Annotated in this window: 16 protein-coding genes and 2 pseudogenes; 6 read left to right on the top strand and 12 right to left on the bottom strand. The window is 68.1% G+C overall.

Translation table 11 applies throughout. The features are described 5' to 3' along the window. The first annotated feature begins 144 nt into the window (after positions 1–144). Positions 145–297 carry a hypothetical protein gene (locus tag ACZ4EG_RS45970; RefSeq protein WP_453552779.1) on the top strand — a complete coding sequence of 51 codons (153 nt, stop codon included), beginning with the start codon at positions 145–147 and terminating at the stop codon, positions 295–297. 926 nt (positions 298–1,223) lie between these two features. Here the strand turns inward: ACZ4EG_RS45970 and ACZ4EG_RS45965 are convergent. The 3 genes from ACZ4EG_RS45965 to ACZ4EG_RS45955 all read right to left on the bottom strand — a co-directional run bounded on the left by ACZ4EG_RS45965 (position 1,224) and on the right by ACZ4EG_RS45955 (position 2,873). Further along, positions 1,224–1,430, bottom strand: coding sequence for a hypothetical protein (locus ACZ4EG_RS45965; protein ID WP_467794973.1), 207 nt, complete (start codon positions 1,428–1,430; stop codon positions 1,224–1,226). A gap of 83 nt (positions 1,431–1,513) precedes the next feature. Continuing rightward, positions 1,514–1,891: a Fic family protein gene (locus ACZ4EG_RS45960; protein WP_467794972.1), complete on the bottom strand. Its 378-nt coding sequence runs from the start codon at positions 1,889–1,891 to the stop codon at positions 1,514–1,516. A gap of 247 nt (positions 1,892–2,138) precedes the next feature. Beyond that, positions 2,139–2,873 carry a hypothetical protein gene (locus tag ACZ4EG_RS45955; protein ID WP_467794971.1) on the bottom strand — a complete coding sequence of 245 codons (735 nt, stop codon included), beginning with the start codon at positions 2,871–2,873 and terminating at the stop codon, positions 2,139–2,141. Positions 2,874–3,031: 158 nt separating this feature from the next. Between ACZ4EG_RS45955 and ACZ4EG_RS45950 the strand changes: the two are divergent. Next, positions 3,032–3,271 (top strand): annotated as a pseudogene (locus tag ACZ4EG_RS45950) (IS5/IS1182 family transposase); the annotation flags it as partial. A gap of 64 nt (positions 3,272–3,335) precedes the next feature. Here the strand turns inward: ACZ4EG_RS45950 and ACZ4EG_RS45945 are convergent. The 3 genes from ACZ4EG_RS45945 to ACZ4EG_RS45935 form a co-directional block, all read right to left on the bottom strand. Then, complete coding sequence (locus tag ACZ4EG_RS45945) at positions 3,336–3,839, bottom strand: hypothetical protein (RefSeq protein ID WP_467794970.1); 504 nt, start codon at positions 3,837–3,839, stop codon at positions 3,336–3,338. Between the two features lie 28 nt (positions 3,840–3,867). Next, a complete protein-coding gene (locus ACZ4EG_RS45940; protein WP_467794969.1) occupies positions 3,868–5,031 on the bottom strand; it encodes a NucA/NucB deoxyribonuclease domain-containing protein in 1,164 nt (387 codons plus the stop codon). 629 nt (positions 5,032–5,660) lie between these two features. Continuing rightward, complete coding sequence (locus ACZ4EG_RS45935; protein WP_467794968.1) at positions 5,661–6,611, bottom strand: DciA family protein; 951 nt, start codon at positions 6,609–6,611, stop codon at positions 5,661–5,663. Between the two features lie 337 nt (positions 6,612–6,948). Between ACZ4EG_RS45935 and ACZ4EG_RS45930 the strand changes: the two genes are divergently transcribed. Continuing rightward, complete coding sequence (locus tag ACZ4EG_RS45930; RefSeq protein ID WP_467794967.1) at positions 6,949–8,010, top strand: hypothetical protein; 1,062 nt, start codon at positions 6,949–6,951, stop codon at positions 8,008–8,010. Positions 8,011–8,258: 248 nt separating this feature from the next. Here the strand turns inward: ACZ4EG_RS45930 and ACZ4EG_RS45925 are convergent, their stop codons facing one another. Genes ACZ4EG_RS45925 through ACZ4EG_RS45915 form a run of 3 tightly spaced genes read right to left on the bottom strand, consistent with a single transcriptional unit; the run spans position 8,259 to position 9,258 of the window. After that, positions 8,259–8,657, bottom strand: coding sequence for a hypothetical protein (locus tag ACZ4EG_RS45925; RefSeq protein ID WP_467794966.1), 399 nt, complete (start codon positions 8,655–8,657; stop codon positions 8,259–8,261). 14 nt (positions 8,658–8,671) lie between these two features. Beyond that, positions 8,672–8,920 carry a nucleotidyl transferase AbiEii/AbiGii toxin family protein gene (locus tag ACZ4EG_RS45920; protein ID WP_467794965.1) on the bottom strand — a complete coding sequence of 83 codons (249 nt, stop codon included), beginning with the start codon at positions 8,918–8,920 and terminating at the stop codon, positions 8,672–8,674. Continuing rightward, positions 8,917–9,258 carry a hypothetical protein gene (locus tag ACZ4EG_RS45915; RefSeq protein WP_467794964.1) on the bottom strand — a complete coding sequence of 114 codons (342 nt, stop codon included), beginning with the start codon at positions 9,256–9,258 and terminating at the stop codon, positions 8,917–8,919. Before ACZ4EG_RS45915 ends, ACZ4EG_RS45920 begins: the two co-directional genes overlap by 4 nt. Positions 9,259–9,360: 102 nt before the next feature. On the opposite strand from ACZ4EG_RS45915, the gene ACZ4EG_RS45910 reads away from it, so the two are divergent. Further along, positions 9,361–9,579, top strand: coding sequence for a hypothetical protein (locus tag ACZ4EG_RS45910; protein ID WP_467794963.1), 219 nt, complete (start codon positions 9,361–9,363; stop codon positions 9,577–9,579). Between the two features lie 210 nt (positions 9,580–9,789). Here ACZ4EG_RS45910 and ACZ4EG_RS45905 read toward each other — a convergent pair. After that, positions 9,790–10,484 (bottom strand): annotated as a pseudogene (locus ACZ4EG_RS45905) (IS5 family transposase). A 137-nt stretch (positions 10,485–10,621) separates the two neighbouring features. On the opposite strand from ACZ4EG_RS45905, the gene ACZ4EG_RS45900 reads away from it, so the two are divergent. Beyond that, a complete protein-coding gene (locus ACZ4EG_RS45900) occupies positions 10,622–10,930 on the top strand; it encodes a hypothetical protein (protein WP_467794962.1) in 309 nt (102 codons plus the stop codon). Between the two features lie 267 nt (positions 10,931–11,197). Here the strand turns inward: ACZ4EG_RS45900 and ACZ4EG_RS45895 are convergent, their stop codons facing one another. After that, a complete protein-coding gene (locus tag ACZ4EG_RS45895) occupies positions 11,198–12,049 on the bottom strand; it encodes a S1 family peptidase (protein ID WP_467794961.1) in 852 nt (283 codons plus the stop codon). 414 nt (positions 12,050–12,463) lie between these two features. Here ACZ4EG_RS45895 and ACZ4EG_RS45890 point away from each other — a divergent pair, with 414 nt between their 5' ends. After that, complete coding sequence (locus tag ACZ4EG_RS45890) at positions 12,464–12,694, top strand: hypothetical protein (RefSeq protein WP_467794960.1); 231 nt, start codon at positions 12,464–12,466, stop codon at positions 12,692–12,694. 799 nt (positions 12,695–13,493) lie between these two features. Here ACZ4EG_RS45890 and ACZ4EG_RS45885 read toward each other — a convergent pair. Further along, entirely contained in the window at positions 13,494–14,366 is an 873-nt protein-coding gene (locus ACZ4EG_RS45885; RefSeq protein WP_467794959.1) for a trypsin-like serine protease, read from the bottom strand. Between the last annotated feature and the right edge of the window lie 1,617 nt (positions 14,367–15,983).

The raw sequence follows: 15,983 nt of genomic DNA, 5'->3' as shown, positions 1-15,983 counted from the left end.
CGCTGGAACAGCTCCCACAACTCGTCCGGCACCAGCCGCTCAACAATCCTCGCCACGACTGGCAGCTTACCCAGCCAAATGAGATGACGTCTTAGGCCGACCGACAAAGCTCCGGCAGAGCGGGCATTCGCCGCGGTCAAGACCATGCTGTTCGAGCACCTGCTGGGGTTCACCGGCACCGACGTCGCCGACCGCGGCTCCGACCCGGAGGGCGAGGCGGTGCTAACGCTCGCCGAGATGGAACACGTGATCGCGACCTGGATCGTGTCCGCTTTTACCGACCGCGGGAGTCCATAGATGGCCTTCGACCTGCGGTGATACGTAGCGTACATGTAATCGACGGGAGATCAAGAGAGGTCGGGAAGTCTGCCCCTCGGGCAGCGGACAGGCCAGACGGTCGGGGCTGCATTGATCGGAATGGCCTCACTCTGGGAGGATGTCGTCCATGACGAACCAACGAAAGGCCTATGGCGCGTAGACGGCCAGGCCAGGTGCGCGCCAAGCTGTCGCGCAGGCTCCGCCCGGAGCACAGCAGGAAGATCGTTTCTGGGGTCTCGGCGCGCGCACAGAGCGAGATTGCCACATTCGAGGATTCACATTTGTGGCCAGGGGCCATCGCCGACGCGATGGCTCGGTGGGTCGGCACCGTTCACGGGCCGGCCCGTAGGCTGACAGATCCACAGGCCCGTGGTTGCGGAGTTGAAGCGTGCTGTCCCTCTGACGCCCATCCACGACAGATACTGGAGCAGGCCCTCTGCGGGCTGCCGACAGGTGCGTCGCGGGAGCTCCGACGGCTGGTGCATCCGCTTGACGAGGTCTACTGGTCCCGCACGATCGTGGACTCCTACGGCGATCCTTCTCAGCCATGGTGGATGCGGAGATGCTGAACCTCGGACAGGGGGATGCCTCGTAAGCGCCCCTCCGCCGTCCGGCCGGAGTCAGGATCATGCCTGCGGTGCGGCACCAGGCAGGACTACTGCGAACGGTTTGACGCAGCGCTGTGTGTGGCGTGCGACGAATGGCGTGAAGGCGTCTGCAGTGAACCTGATTGCGCGTATTGCCGGCGACGGCCCGAACGACCGAGCCTTGCCTGGGAACACCCCCGTGCAGAAGCCGTCTTGCGTCGGGCGGCCCGGCTGGCCAACCGTCGATCGCTCTGGTCCCGGCCGAGGGGCCCGGTCACCTGATGGGTAATCGGGCCCCTCCGCCGGGGTGTTGCTGGGCTACTTTCCGACGGGTGGGTCAAGGAGTTGGGCTTCGAGGTCGGCGACGCGGCGGTCCTGGAATCGGATGTTGGATCGGGCAGCTTTGAGCCGCTCGTCGAGGGTGCGGTAGTCAGCGGTCAGCTGGCGGACCCTTTGTTTGAGGGTGGTGTTCTCGGTGGTGATCCGCTGGATGGCTTCTTCGGTCCACTCGGTGTCGGCGTACACGTGAACGTGCTCAGCCGTGTACGGACATACATGCTCACCTCCCGGTGGAACTGATCAAGAGAACCCGGAGGAAGGTTGCCCCCTCAGTGACGGAACCGGGTGGCCCGTTGGCGGGTCGAGCGGATGAGGATGAAGACCAGGGCAGCCAGGTCTGCCGCCCCGGCGGCGTCGTCCGCATAGCGCGTGGTCTGCAAGGGGCCGACCTGATCCAGTCGGACTCCCTCCGACTCCAGGACGTAGGCGAGGGTGAGCATGGCGAGGCGGGCGTTACCGTCCGGGAAGGGGTGAAAGAAGATCACGTCCAGATAGGCCCTGGCCGCGCGGGAGGCCAGGGGGACTCGCCGATCGGCGCTATCACGCAGGCATTGTTCGAAGTCGCGCTCGGTGTGCGACGTCAGGGCGTAGCGTTCGCGGCCGCCCTTGGCGAAGGCGTCGCCTTGTCGGAACTGGACCTCAGGCATGCCGAGGACCAGCTGCTGCCATCCGGTTAGAAGCGTGCAGGTGAGGGGGTGCCTGTGGGAGGCGTCTATACGCGACCGAGCCAGCGCCGCGAGCAATCGATGGCCGCGGACGAGGTCCGAGGAACGGCCCCCCTCACCGCACCAGGTAGCAAGGCCGTCCACGACGGGCTCGACCGGGTCCGGTATCCATCCGGCCGCGGAACTCCAGTCGACCTGGCTCCTGACCTGGAGCCAGGCAGCCAAGGCGTCAGTGGTCACGGTAGGGCTGCACTCCGGTCAGATCTACGGCAAGCTCCTCTCCCACCGCGTCGATCAGGGTCCGCGACGGCACGGTCCAGCTCTTGAACCGACCACCGATCGCGGTGTCGACCGCGTTCTTCGCACCTTCCGGCCCCATGCCTGTGAAAGAGAGGAACCACGTCAACACCGTGCGGCAGAGCCCGTACCAGCCACATTCGGCACCGGTGCGGTCCACGACCACAGTCACGAGTCGGGTAGCTGCCCGTTCCAGGTGCCAGCTGCGTTCCTCGGCATCCGCTCCGGCGGGCGGGGCCAACTGCTCGAACCGCTCCTCCAGCTCCTCCAGCCAGTCACGCCACTCCAGCAGCGACGCGACCACGTTGGCAGCCGTTGCTGCGGGCCCGCCCACGGAGTGGGAGGTGCAGCACCAGCTGGTGACGACGCCACCACCTCCCCCCTCGCCGACCGCCCAATGCCATCCGCAGGCCCACCGGCCGTATCGGGCCGCCAGGAGCGCCGTTACCTCAGTGGTGAAGCGATGCCTCTCTTCCCGCCCGGCCCCGTCAGAAGGCACCATCGAGGCAATCACTGTGGTGATCTCAGATGCCTCCGCTTCGTCCCAGGCGAAGGCAATGCGGTTGGGATCGACGGCAGACCACGGCAGCCAGGCCGGCGCGAGATCGTAGTTGATGGCCGTGGTGTTCCTCCAGAACCGGGCAGGACAGGACAACTGAGCGATCATGCCAAAGGCTCGTGGCTTCGTCACGCAGGTTTCTGGTGCTACCGATCTACTGCCAGGCCCCCAGCACAACGCGTCGGGTCCACGCGCTCCGTCTGAGGCGGCACCCGGCTGGGTACGTTCATCTGTACGCGGCTGAGCACTTCGAGGTGTACGCCGACAAGGCTGTCCTGGCGGATGCCGACGCCGAGGGGCGGATCGACTGGAGCATGGTCAGCGTGCACTCCACCGTGTGTCGGGCCCACCAACACGCCGCTGGAGCACCGCGCAGGGCGCCCCGGATCCCGAAACGAAGATCGATCCCTCGGCAGCACCGCTCCGACGAGGGACTGGGCCGCTCCCGAGGTGGCCTGACCTGCAAAATCCACCTGACTGGGAAGGGCGGCCGCCGACCGCTGGCCCTAGAGAAGAGTGCTGCCCGTCCACCAACTGCAGGCAGACGGGCAGCAGCCATGACGGCGCCGGTCAACCCTCCCGGACGGAGGACCCGTAGCTGTCGGTCTGGCGGAGCACCGCTGCCTCCTGGGGCGGCGCGGGCCACACCTGGATGAGGTACCACTCCGTGATCTCGTCCGGGGCGAGGTCGATGGCGGTGTCCCGGCCGCGGGCATGGATGCGCAGCCGGTAGTCGCCGGGTCCGTCGAAGGACAGCACCGGCAACTCCTCGTCCAGGTCGTCCATCAGGCCTCGCACCATCAGCTCTCCCGACAGCGAGTGCAGTGACAGTTCGACGATCTCGTCCCACCCGGCGTCCCCGGGCTGGGGGACGTCGGTGTGCAAGGTGACGGTGACGTCGACGTCCCCGGTGTGGATGCCGGTGTGGACCGTGGCGATGCCGTCCTGCACCTCGATCAGTCCGTTGTGGCCGCGGGGCAGATCGGGGCCGGCGGGACCGTCCTCGTCGTTGATTTGAAACTGGTGGTATTGCACGGGCACGGGACCGTGCCCGTGCTCGGCCTGATCGCTCATGGCGTGTTCCCGGATGATCGGAGGCTGGTTAGGGCTTGATCCAGACGAGGAACTTATCCTTCTCCAGGATCCGGTTGTAGAGGTAGAAACGGCCGAGGGCCTTACCGCCCTCCTCGTTCTGCCCGGCGTTGATCATGCGCCAGCTGAAGTGGCCGCCCCCGGTGGAGGCACCCTGCCAGGTGGAAGCGAACGGGTACTCGTCGCACTGCTTGCCCGGGGGCCGGTGACGGCTGGACGGGCACGCCTTGTTCCGGTTCTTCTTGATCTTCGCCTTGTCGGTGAGACGCGTCAGGTACTTCCTGGTGCCGTGCTTGCCCGGCAGGTGCTTGGTGTTCTGCGCGTACTCGATGTGCTTGGCGAGCTCCGGGTACTCCCCGCTCTTGGCGTAAACCATCTCCGGGATGTACGGCATGACACAGCCGATCCTGGATGTGCCCGGGAGGGCGTTGTCGCACCGGACGGGCGGCTGGGCCAGCGTCGAGGTGGTCGACGGTCCGGCCCACCTGGGGTTGGTGAAGTTCCAGTTGGCCGTTCCCTGGCCCTCGCCCCTGTCGCCCTTTGGACGGGTGCGGATGGTGGTGTCGAAGAAGAACTGCCCGACAGCCTCCTTGTCCTGGCTCAGCGCCTGGGACGGGAACTTGGTTTCGGTGACCTTGCACTTCCCCGCGCAGGTGCCCTTCCCGTTCGCACTGCTGCCCACAGCGTCGCCCGAGGCATTGACCTGCAGGATTTCGACCTGGTACGCCCATGCGTTGATGTCGTACTTGCTGTACGCGTAGCCGACGATCAGGTAATGCATCTTGCCAGTCACCCGACCGGAGCGGGGGTCCGTCACGGTCAGGTCGCCGGAGAAGACGCCGCAGGCCTTGAACCGGGTCACGTACCAGGTGTTGTTGGCGCCGTGGTCGTCGCACCAGTTCGGCGTGGGCCATGCGCTGATGGCCGCACGGCGGTCTGCGGCGGAGGCTTTCGTCCCCCAGGTGACGCAGGCCACCGGCTTGGTGCTTCCGGCGTCGCGTGCGGCCTGCAGTCGGGCGTCACAGGCGGCCTTCGCCTGGGCAGTAGCCGTCGTCGGCGTGATGGCCGCCTGCGCGGGCACGGATAACGAGGCGTCCGTGGAAGCCTGCGCAGTGGTCAGGGAGCCGCCCAGCAGCCCCAGCGCAACCGCCCCGGCGGACAGCAGTTTCCTCAATCTCAAGTTGTACCCCCTGTTTTGGTTGAGCGGACGGGGGCACACCGGACAACTCACGCATCCCCCGTCGCGTCCATGTCATACAAGCACGAGGGTCACGCGAACTGCACACCAATTTGATTGGTTTTGGCCACGATGAGGACACTGCGTGATTCATGTGGGACAGGCGGGTCGAAGGAGCGTCTGCCCCGTGGCAGCGGCAGCCGGGCGCCGTGACAATGCACTGCGTGATACGGCTGAACGCCGTTGGGGCACGGCGTGATGTCGATCCCCCCACCTGGGTCGCCGACACAACCAGCTACCAGCTCACCATCACCCCGCCGGGCAAACCGCCGTCTCTGAACGAACCGCCGCCTGCCCGACCGTCCATCACTGTCGCCTTCGTCCTCTGAGCAGGGGCCGGGCCCGCCGCTACGGGGGAAAGTGGCGGGCCCGGCCAGACCCAGAGTGCCACAGCCGCCCAACGCGGGTTCCGCATGATCGGATAATCGTCTCGGCAGGTGCAGGGCCAGGGGTTCAACTTTGCGTCTGGCCGCTTCCGTCTGCTGTCACCCAGGACAGCATCGGTCTCCGCGATGCCTCAGTCCCCACTGCGGGCCAGTTCAGTCCGCAGCCGCCGGGCCTCTGCTTCAACCTCGCGAAGTCGCGGCTCTTTCCTCGCTCGGCTGGAGCGGGGTGGCGCTTGGGACGACCCTTCGCGGGGGACCAGCCATCCGACGCGTTGGCAGGCCGTGATGTGCTGCCGTCGCCTGTTCCTGCCGGGCAGCATGTTCCTCCCGGGCCCGGCGCAGTACCCGGGCACGAGTGGCCTCGGACTCGCGGCGGCGCCGGATCCGAGCCGCCTCGATCGGGGCTGGCTGGTCGTCCGAGTACGTTTCCGGCTCCGGGAACGCCCGGCAGCTCAGCGCGCGCATCGCCCTGGTCTGCCGCTCCACGGCCTCCCCGATGCCGGGGTCCACGCACCTGTCGGGGGCGACGGCCAAGTGCGCGGCTAACGCCTGCTGGTAGCCGGGAGAGGCGGTGTCGCGGGTCTTCGCTGGCGCCCGGGGCGCGGCCGCGGTCTGCGGGGCGGGCTCCGCCGCACGGGGCGCGGGCGCGGCGCCGACGGCCAGGACTCGGATGGTGCGGACAGCGTCGGTGGCGGCCTCCTGGTTCGCGGCGGCAATGATCCGGGTGCTGATCTGCTGCAGCTGGGTGGCGTAGGCGGGCGAGTCCGGGCGCAGGTCCAGCTGCCCGCTGGCCGGGTGGAACGCCACGGCCTGGACGTGGTCGGGCAGTTGGGGCGAGACGGCGGCCGCGATGTCCGGCCAGCGGTCCAGGACGCTGCCGCCGGCAGCCAGAATGGCCCAGGCCCGCTCCGCCATCAGGCCCTGGAGCACGGCGGCGAACCCGCTCGGCTCGCGGCCGTCGCGCTTCACAACGCATCGTTCGGGGCGGCGGCGCGGCGTCCGGGCCCCGGTGTCGCCGCGCTTGCGGGCGGCCTCGCGGGCGGTGTGCAGCGCGACCCGCGCGAGGTCGACACCGGACAGCTCCGGGCCGTCCATGCTGGCCCGCTCGGTGGGGGTGATGGCGTCGGTCATCTGGGCCTCCTACCAGCGGGTGATGGTCATGAGCGAGCTGCGGCCGTAGATGCGCTCTCCGGCCTCGCGGCCCATGACGTTGACAGCCCCGGTGATCAGGCCCGTCTCGCCCCGCATGAGCTGGCCCCTGGCGGTGGCACGCAGGGCATCCCGCTCCTGCTCGCTCAGCTCCAGCGGCGCGACCTGGTCGTCGGCGGCCTGGTCCAGGTCCTGGTGGCGGCCGCCGTTCGCCGACTCCGGACCGTGCGTGCGGGGCCCAGGCCGCGCCGCTCTTTACGAGGGTGGCCGGGATGCGCTGCAATCACTGCGTGGCCCGCCCTCACGGAGGTTAGCGATCATGTCCACCACGGCGCCCCCGCGACTGCGCGAGCGACTTCCCACGGACATCTCCCGGGTCATGATTCTCCGCTTGTTCGGGGTGCGTGCGGCAGGGTCACGCAATTTCTGGAACCGAAAAGTGGGAGCTCTGTTCATTGCCGTCAGCTATTCACCGCCGATCGCCGTCGCCGGGTTACGGATACGAAACCCGTCCCTCCTGGTCCACGGTGGTATCTTTCCCTGGCTGCTGTACTACTCGACGCTGAATCTGGTGGTCGTCATTTGTCAATGGTCGGGCTGCCGAGTGCTCAATTACATAATCCACAGCGTGGACGAAATGTTGACGGCACGAGGGCGACTCCGGTTCCATGAATGGATCGACCGTGGAATAGCGCCCGCACGGCAGTTACGGTACATGGCGGGTGGCGCGGTGGTCGCCATGGCAGCAGTGTTCCTGTTGACCAAGGCACATGTGTTCACCGGCCAGAAGGTCGTCATGGCCGCCATTTATTCCGCTGTGGCCATGACCGGAGCCGCGGGGGCGAACTGCCTTTACTGGATTCTGCGGGCGGCCAAGCTCTCCCGAGTCATCACCGTCACCGGCTGCCTGTCGCTCTGGTGGGCCGCCCCGGCCAGCACGCCCGGAATGGAGAATCTGGCCCGCTGGTACAGAGTGGTCACCGCCTGGTCCGCGATCGGGCTGACCGTGTCGTTTGTACCGGTGATCCAACTTTCCCGGATCGCACCCGACAACGGATTGCTGATAACGGTGAAGTGGATCACCGCCGTGACCCTGATGGCCGCCCTGGTCCTCTTAGTTCTGTATTCTCACTGGCGACTTTCGCTGGCTGTCGCGGAGCGGCGCATCTCGACGCTCCGCCGGCTCAATTCCGCCATGCCACGTCGTCCTCCCGTACACCCGCGTGAGTACACCGAGGACGTTCAAAAGGTGCACGGACTTTTCAAGGACGTCAGCAGCGGGCCGCTCGGCATGGTGAACAGCCAGACGCTGGCGTCCATGGTGCTGGCCCTCTTGACCGGCATCGTGCCTTTCGTCGTTGCTCTTCTTGTCGGTTACTGACCTTCAAAGCGTGGTGTCGTGGGGGCCGACGGGTGGTGATCACTGCGGTATGTCGTCTGTATCAGTGGACGGCCCCGTCGGGTGGACGGCCCCGGCAGGGGGCGCGGGGTCGGCCTTGACGTCCTGTCACAAACGCGAGGCGTCTGTGACCCTAGAGCCCGGGCCCGAAGGGCGCTCGCTTGCTACGTCGGCCGGGTGAGGAGTGCAGGGCAGAGCCACAGGGGCCGCCGTCGTGCGTCGGCGGACTTTCAGTCGCTGTCGTCGTAGGGCTCGGCAAGCCGCAGCCCGAGGTCGTCCAGCCACTGCTGCACCCACGCCCGCAGGTCGGTGATCTGGCCGGGGCTCATCCCGTATGCGGCGTACTCACGGTCGGAGGTGAAGTCGACCGCCTCAAGCCGGCCGTGGAGTTCCTCGAGGTCGAACGCTTCGTCATGCTGGGCGCCCAGTCGCTCGAGCTCCCCGGTGGTGTACAGGTCGCGGGCGCTGTAGACGTCGATCACGTCGCGGGGGAAGCCGCGGTCGTGCAGTGCACGGACCTTCAGGCCCACGGCGTCGTCGCGGGCAAGGACCGGTCCGGCGCCGGTGTCGGCGGGTGGCTTGTGGAAGATCTCTTTGAGGATGTCGAGCTCGCACTGGTCGCCGGTCACGGGGTCCGTGGCGATCAGGCGGCCATGCGCGGGGCGATCTCGGTGATGCTGATGCCCCACCCGCTGTCCCGGAGACCAGCGGCGAGTGCTTGGACGATTTCGTCCATGCCCGCAGCTGTGTTCGTTGCCAGATCGAGGTCCTGGCTGACGCGCGAGACGAGATCGTGGGCCTGGATCGCATAGCCGCCGGCCAGAACGAACCGTAGGCGGTACCGCAGGTGAGGGCGTCGGTCAGCAGCCGCCGGTGCAGGTCGAAGCTTCATGCCGCGGCGGCGGCCGCCAGCTGGGGGAAACGCTGTTCCCAACACGTGCGTACGGGCTTGCCCAGCGCGATGCGCAGCCGCGGCCAGTGCCGCATCAGGAGGTCGGCGTTGAGGTACGCGGTCAGGTCCTCGCGCAGCCCGTTGGTGAGCACGATGCGGTACAGGCCGAGCAGCAGCTGCTCGTCCTCGAGGCTGAAGCGGGTCAGGCCGGACCACGCCAGGTGCAGGGGAAGCTCGACACTCCCGGAGACGGGCCCGGACAGGTCCTCGAGGCTGTCCGGGAGCCGGTCAGCCAGGTGGGACCACCGGGCGTCAGCCGGGGTGCGGTGCTCAGTCACGCAACCAGTATGGCGTGGTCAAGCCCTGGCGCGGTCATCCTCGGAGTGTGAGGTCAGCGCAGGGGCTTCCGCGAAGATCGTGCGGTTCGCCGCTGTGTGGGCGTGCTCCCGCACGGACCGGCGAACGCGCTCGGTGATCTGACCGTCGTCGGCAACACGGGGACTCGGGTGCGCGAGGTGGCTTCGCCACCACTGGGCGTTGCGGATCTGGCGGTCGAGTATGTGATCGACGAGGTGCGGGCGGGCACCGCCGCGGCGGTGCCCGCCGGTCTGGTCAGCACTGGCGGCAGCATCCCAGCGCTGCGCACCCTCGTCGGATGACGCCTCCAGAACCAGGCGTGATCCAGAGCCGGGTCACGGCAAGGTGACCCGGCTACCCGACCACACCCATGCGACTGAGCAGTCCAGTTGGCACCGTGCCCCAACCGAATTGGTCAGTATCCACCAGTTCTTGAATGCACTGCCCGCGGATCCGCGGGGGTCGGGCGGTGAGGTGCCCGCGGGCGGCATGGCTCATCCATCGCCGGTAGGTCAGTCGAAGTCGAAGGTGGCGACGACGGGGGCGTGGTCGGACTCGGGGTACCTGTCGTCCGTGGCGAAGGCGAGGGATTCGTCGTGGAGGAGTTCGTTGTGGATCTCTGAGCCGCGGTAGTGGGCCAGGAGGTTGCGTGTGACGAGCATGTGGTCGAGCATCTGGCCACGGCCGTGGTGGAAGAGGGTGTAGCGGGCCTCGTTGGCGATGGTGTGCTCGATCCTGTCGTGGGTGTTGCCGGCTGAGACGCCGACGAGGAGGGGCAGTCCGTTCGCGTCCGACAGGACGTGCATCTTGGAGCCCGGTTTACCCCGGTCTACGGGGCTCGGACCTGTGTGTTCGCCCCTTCTTTCGCCCTGACATGGGCGGTGTCGAGGACGACGCGGGTGACGTCGATGAGGCTGGCGTCGTCGAGCCGGTGCAGGACCGTTTCATGCAGGCGGCCCCATACGCCGGCTCTGGACCAGATGAGGAACCGGCGGTGGGCGGTGGACTTCGAGATGCCGAAGCAGGGCGGCAGTGCCCGCCAGGAACAGCCGCTGACCAGCACGTAGATGATGGCTGCGAACAGCGTCTCATCAGGAGTGTCGATTGTTCCGCCGCCCTGCGGCCGTGCCTGTTGCTCCGGGATCAGCGGCTTGACGATCTCCCACAGCCCGTCCGGCACGATCCAACTCCACGTTCCCCGCCCCATACCGGGTCAACGTCCGCCTCACCACATAGGACACGGCTTGAGTCCCTCTCGGGATCACGTTCAAGCATCCACGGATGCTAGCAGAAAGGCTATCTGACCAGTGAAAATGCTGTAGTTAGTTCAGTCAACGGTTCGCCGTGGTTCTGGAGCTGCCCGCCGGCCGCCGCACGCCCCGCCTTCAGCAGCTGGTGCGGATGCTGCACACGCCGGTCGTCCCGGACGACGGCCGCACTGTTGACGTCGCCGCCTCGGTCGGCGCCGCGACGCCGGACGTGATCGGCTCCCGCGACCTGACACAGCTGCAGCGGGCCGCCGATGCCGCCCTCTACGACGGCAAGCACTCCGGCCGCGCGCACCTCGCCACCACGGCGCACGCGACGGTGCTGTCCGTCAATGGTCGGCGCGCGGGTCGCCCGGGCACGGCCGTGTGGGGTCGAGCCGCATGAGCGCGGCCACCGCTGTACTGCCGGAAGGCGGTCCCTGGAGGCCTTCGCCGGCCTGGTGGGGCAGGTGTGTCATCCCGCAGCATGATGGGCCGTCTTCTCGCCGCCGCCTGCGCCTGCGGCTACGGTCAGGCGCAGGGGCCGAGCCGCTCCCATCGGTTCCGGGCCCCGGCGCTTCTGCGGTGAAACCGTCGAGCCGCCCACGCGCGTTCAGCTTTCACGAGAGGGCGGCTCGACGGTCATGCTCGAGAGATGCTGGCGCGGTGCTGTCTAGTAGATGCTGACGCGGTAGGCGCTGAGCGCCTCGGGAACCGGCTGGTAGAACGTCGTGCCGCCGGTGGTACAGTCGCCGCTGCCACCGGAGGTGATGCCGAGTGCCTTGGTCCCGTCGTAGAGGGGGCCGCCGGAGTCGCCGGGCTCGGCGCAGACGGTGGTCTGGATCATGCCGCTGACCGTGCCGCCGCCCTGGTAGCGGACGCTGACGTTGAGCGCGGTCACCGTGCCGCTGTGGGTGCCGGAGGTGGAACCGGTGCGCTTGACGTTTTCGCCGACGTAGGCGTTCGCCGTGGCATAGCCACCGGGGTGGCTGAGGGTGGTGTTGTCGTAGCGGACCAGGGCGTAGTCGTTGCCGGGGAAGTCGTAGCCGATGGTCGGGCCGATGAGGGTGGTGTGGGCCTGGTTGGTGTACCAGGTCTTGGCGACCTTGCCGCAGTGGCCCGCGGTGAGGAAGTAGTACGTGCTGCCGCTGACCACGTTGAACCCCAGCGAACAACGGTACTGGCCGCCGTAAATGGCGTCGCCGGAGCTCAGTAGCGGCCGGAAGACACCGTCGGCATGCCGGATATGCACCGCGCCCGGGTCGCCGCCGGCGGCCTTCTCGATGCGGGCGATTCCGGTCTTGGTGACCGTGCTGTCGGCGGTGACGACGACGTGTCCAGACGCCTGGGCCACGTACCAGGCGGTGCCGTCGACACCAGCCTGGGCGATGTTGTCCGAAACGCGGGCCAGCTGCGTCGCGCCACGAACCGGGGTGCCCGCGGCACCGGCGGTGGGTGCTCCCGCCAGGGTGGCGGCAACGAGACCTGCGGCAACGGCGAATAGTAAGGTGCGCTTGGTCCTCACTTGTCCTCCTCTTGGGAAGCGGAAGGCCCTGCGGGATGGGGCCCGTGAGGCGTGCCAGAATGGCGTGTTCCTGACATGCGCCAACCAGTGAGAATGCCGCCGAAGAGCCCAGCGCACAAGGGACTCACAGCAACGGAAATCCGAAGCCCGGTTCATGCCGCCTGCCTTGCTCCCCGCCTCGATCGCCGCCTCCATCCGTTTGCCCGGCGGCGGGCAGCGGCAGAGGAAGCGGTCGGCGAAGGCGTACGGATCGCCACTGGTGGCATCGGGAACGCCGCCCACAGCTGGCGGCGGCCCGGGCGCGGGTGGCCTCCGCCCCGAGGCGGATGAACACACGCGGTTAGTCAACATCGGCGCGGGGATGGGGGCAGCCGCACCGATGAAGCCACTGACGAGATCGCCCACCAGATCCTGGTGGGCCTCGCCCTGCGCGTCACCACCGCCACGGTCCAGGCCGCCGAACTCATCCGCGACGCCAGCACCACTCCCGACATCGAAGACCGCACCGAACGACTCCGGACCGACATCCGCCTCGCAGGCGTCGCCGTCGCCAAACTCATCCTCGAACTCGCCCTGGCCTTCACCACGCCGTCCGGGGCGCACACGAGCAGGTACACGCCACCATCGCCCGCCTGCGGGAACTGATGCGAAACGGCGACTACGCCTACCACGTCGACATCGCCCACTTCACGGCCGACCTGCCTCTGACACAAGCGTCCAACGCCCAGTGGATCGACAGCGAGCCAGCAGTCCTCCAACGATGGCGCGCACCTTGGTCACCGCCGCCAAAGTCGTCTCAGCGGCGCTCAGTAGCGGCAAAGGGGGCATCAGCGCCCGATCGGGCAGGGCGGTCCGGCGTCCGTGGCGGCTGCGGTCACGTAGTCGGCCTGGCGGCAGACTCGCCAGGCCGCAGTTCAGGAGGTCAGGTGGGGTTCAGCGGAGTAGGGCCAGTGCCGACAGACAGCTCGGATTCCAGCGACAAGACAGTGAGTGGTTCCCCCGGCCTTCACTGCCTGCCAGGCGATCGCCGCTGCGTGCGCCACCGGCTGGTCAAGGTTTCTCCAGTCCATCGCATCCACCGCGTCCGCCGCGGTGAACGGCACATTCTCCGCGAACCGTAGGGACGCTGCATGCTTGCCCGTGCCGGCAACGTGCCGCTCGGCAGCCAGCATGGACAGCGATGGGATGATGACCCGGCCAGTGCGGCGCGAGGCCTCGATGTAGAGGCCGGGAAGAAGGGATCCGCACGGAACAGGGCAGCCAGAGCGGTGTGATCCAGGACTGCCGTCAGGTTCATGCGGCGGCGCCGCCCTGATGGGCGCGGATGTTCGCCCAGGCATGGTGGGACACACCGGGCCCGGAGACCACCACTCCTTCGAACCTCATCGCCTACTGCCCGCCGCCCAGCACCTTGTGTACCGGGCGGGCGACGGGTCGGCGCGGGCTATGGGAGTTTCGCGAATGGCGACAGGAAGGCGCGGGCGCCGGGGGTGTCCAGGCGGTACGTCACGTTCGTCGCGTAGCACGGGGTGTCACCGGTGATGGTGGTGGAGGCCAGGACGTTCTTGCCGCCGATCACCGCGAAGTTGGGGCCGCCCGAGTCGCCATAGCAGGCACCGCCGTTGCCCTGCGGAGCGGTCATCGCCAGGCGTACCCAGGAGTCGTTGAGGGCGTCGAAGGTGACGGGCGCCTTCGTGCGTACGCCGCCGCCGGGGTGGGTCTGCCCGCCGGGGCCGTTGGCGGCTTCCTGGGTGCCGTATCCGGCGACGAACCAGTCGGTGGCGTTCAGACCCTGTGGGCCGAGTGCGCCGAACTGGTTCGTGGTGGGCAGGGCGGCTGGGGTGAAGGCCCAGCGGGCCTTCACCTTCGAGGCGGGCAGTTCGACCACCGAGATGTCGTGGGTGTCGGATGCGGGCCCGGGGAAGCCGGGGTGGCTGTGGGCGGTGCCCTGGACGGCGACGGCCCTCGCCTGGGCTGCCGGGTCGCCGGGGTACTTCTTGGCGGCGGCGTCGAGGCCGGCCTGCACGTCCTGGTCGAGCGACACGTAGAACTTCACGTTGTCGGGCCAGTCGGTGGTGCAGTGCGCGGCGGTCAGGAAGGTGTCCGCGTCGATCATGGTGCCGGAGCAGACCCAGTCGACCCGGTCCGGGGTCGCGGGGTCGCCGTCGTTGTCCCAGGTGGCCACGAGCGCGCCGACCTCGGTGCGTTCGGGGGCGGACACAGCGTTGTACGAGTTGATGGCCGAGGAAGGCATCGCCGTGGCGAGCACGGCCGCACAGGCCGCCGCGGTGACGGCGGTGACGCGTATGGCTGACAAAAGAACGAACCCTTCTGCAGGTGAGCTTGGGTGTTCTCCTGTGGGGGATGCGCCCAGTGAAACGCCTCGGGGCGGCCGGGACAAGGGCGTGCTCGTTCCTCCAGGGTTTTCCCTACGGACGATCAGCTCACCGTGCCGAACACGACGTCGCCCGCCAGAACCGAGCTGGAAGGCCGGGCGACCAAGGTCGTTCCGGGGTTCACCGTGCGGCCGGTCGGGGTGCCGTTCGACGTCACCGCCGTGGCGCATCGCGATGGTGTTCGGATTCCCGCCGGTTACACAGAGACGGGCTTCGGGCCCTTCGATACGTTCGGGGGCCAAGGCGTGGATGCTGACGCTCAGCGTGCTCTGCGAGTTGGTCGCCTTCCTGACGCCTGGTGCGGCCGTGGGGTGAAGCCGTCCCACGCTGTATGCCGCAGATCGGAGGGCGAATGGTCCGTCCCATGGCCGCCGTGGTCCGTGCTGCCCTCAGTGCAGCGGCTCTGACCGTGATCTGGGCCAACGTCCCCTGGTGATGAACGCGGCTGCCAACTGACAGCAGCCCATCACCGGCCACGAGGCATGTGGCCCTACGCGCGTGTGGAGATCAAGGGCGGCAGGCCACGAGCGCGGACCCCGACCCCGTGTGCTACGACCGGCAACCGATCACCGGCGACCGCTGACGCCGAACCGCTCCAGGTGTCGGTGACCTGGATCGTCTGGATGAGTTCACCTCCCTCCAAGCGGTAACTCGTCTGGACCGGCGTACCGTTCGCGTCGAAGGCCCAGGGTGCGGCGAACGCTCCGACCAGGCGGCCCGGCCTTGTCGGCGACGGTCAGCCCGCCGTCGGCGTTGACCACCGCACTGCCCTCGGGGAGCTTGAGCGGGAAACGGTACTCCCTGGGCACGTCGGCGTTCTTGAGGCGACCAGGGCGCTCACCGCGCCGCTGTTCGAGACGCGGACGGCCACGTCCGTGGGCGCCGTCGGCCCGGCATACATCGCCGTGCGGTCCGGGTACGTCGCGGGCTGCGCCCGCGGCGAGCCGGGCGCCCGAGGAGTCGGCCACGACGAAGCGCCAGGAACCCTAATCGGGTATGTCCACATGGGCCCCTGACGGTGGCGCATGTGCCGTCTCGTCCGTCGCAGCACTCGCCGGGCCGGCCACGGCCAGGAGTAATGACCGCGCAGGTGGCGACTCAACTGCACTGTCACCCGCGACATTCGGCTGGCGCCAGCGTGAAGGCGGCGGCGCGCCCCGGAGTAGGCTCCGGGGCGCTGTTCCGCGGCGGCAGCTTCCCTACGCCACGCGAGACCAGAGTCGCTTGGGAGGCACACCTGGCAGGTATGTTTCCCGGGCCTGTCAGATTATTGTAAGGACTTGGAGGCGGCCCGGGTGCGCCCCCACTCGTCGCGCTGCCGCCCCCTGGAATCCATAGCCGGCACTGCCTCCCGTCTCCGCGCCTACCACGAAGCCGTCCACGGCTACGCCGCCCAGCTGCCCAAGTCCACCGCAGGCTGCAAACAGCGCTTAGAGGCAATGCCGTGACTCTGCTGGTGATGTTGGGTGGGTCATGCGGTGGCTGAACACAGAGTGCGGAAGTGTGTGGCCCGGCGTTGTGTTCGGGGTGCGGTGTCG

It is taken from the genome of Streptomyces sp. NPDC025638 (assembly GCF_055558775.1).
Note: the sequence above shows the minus strand (reverse complement) of the source record. Positions and strands in the feature narration are given on the sequence as shown.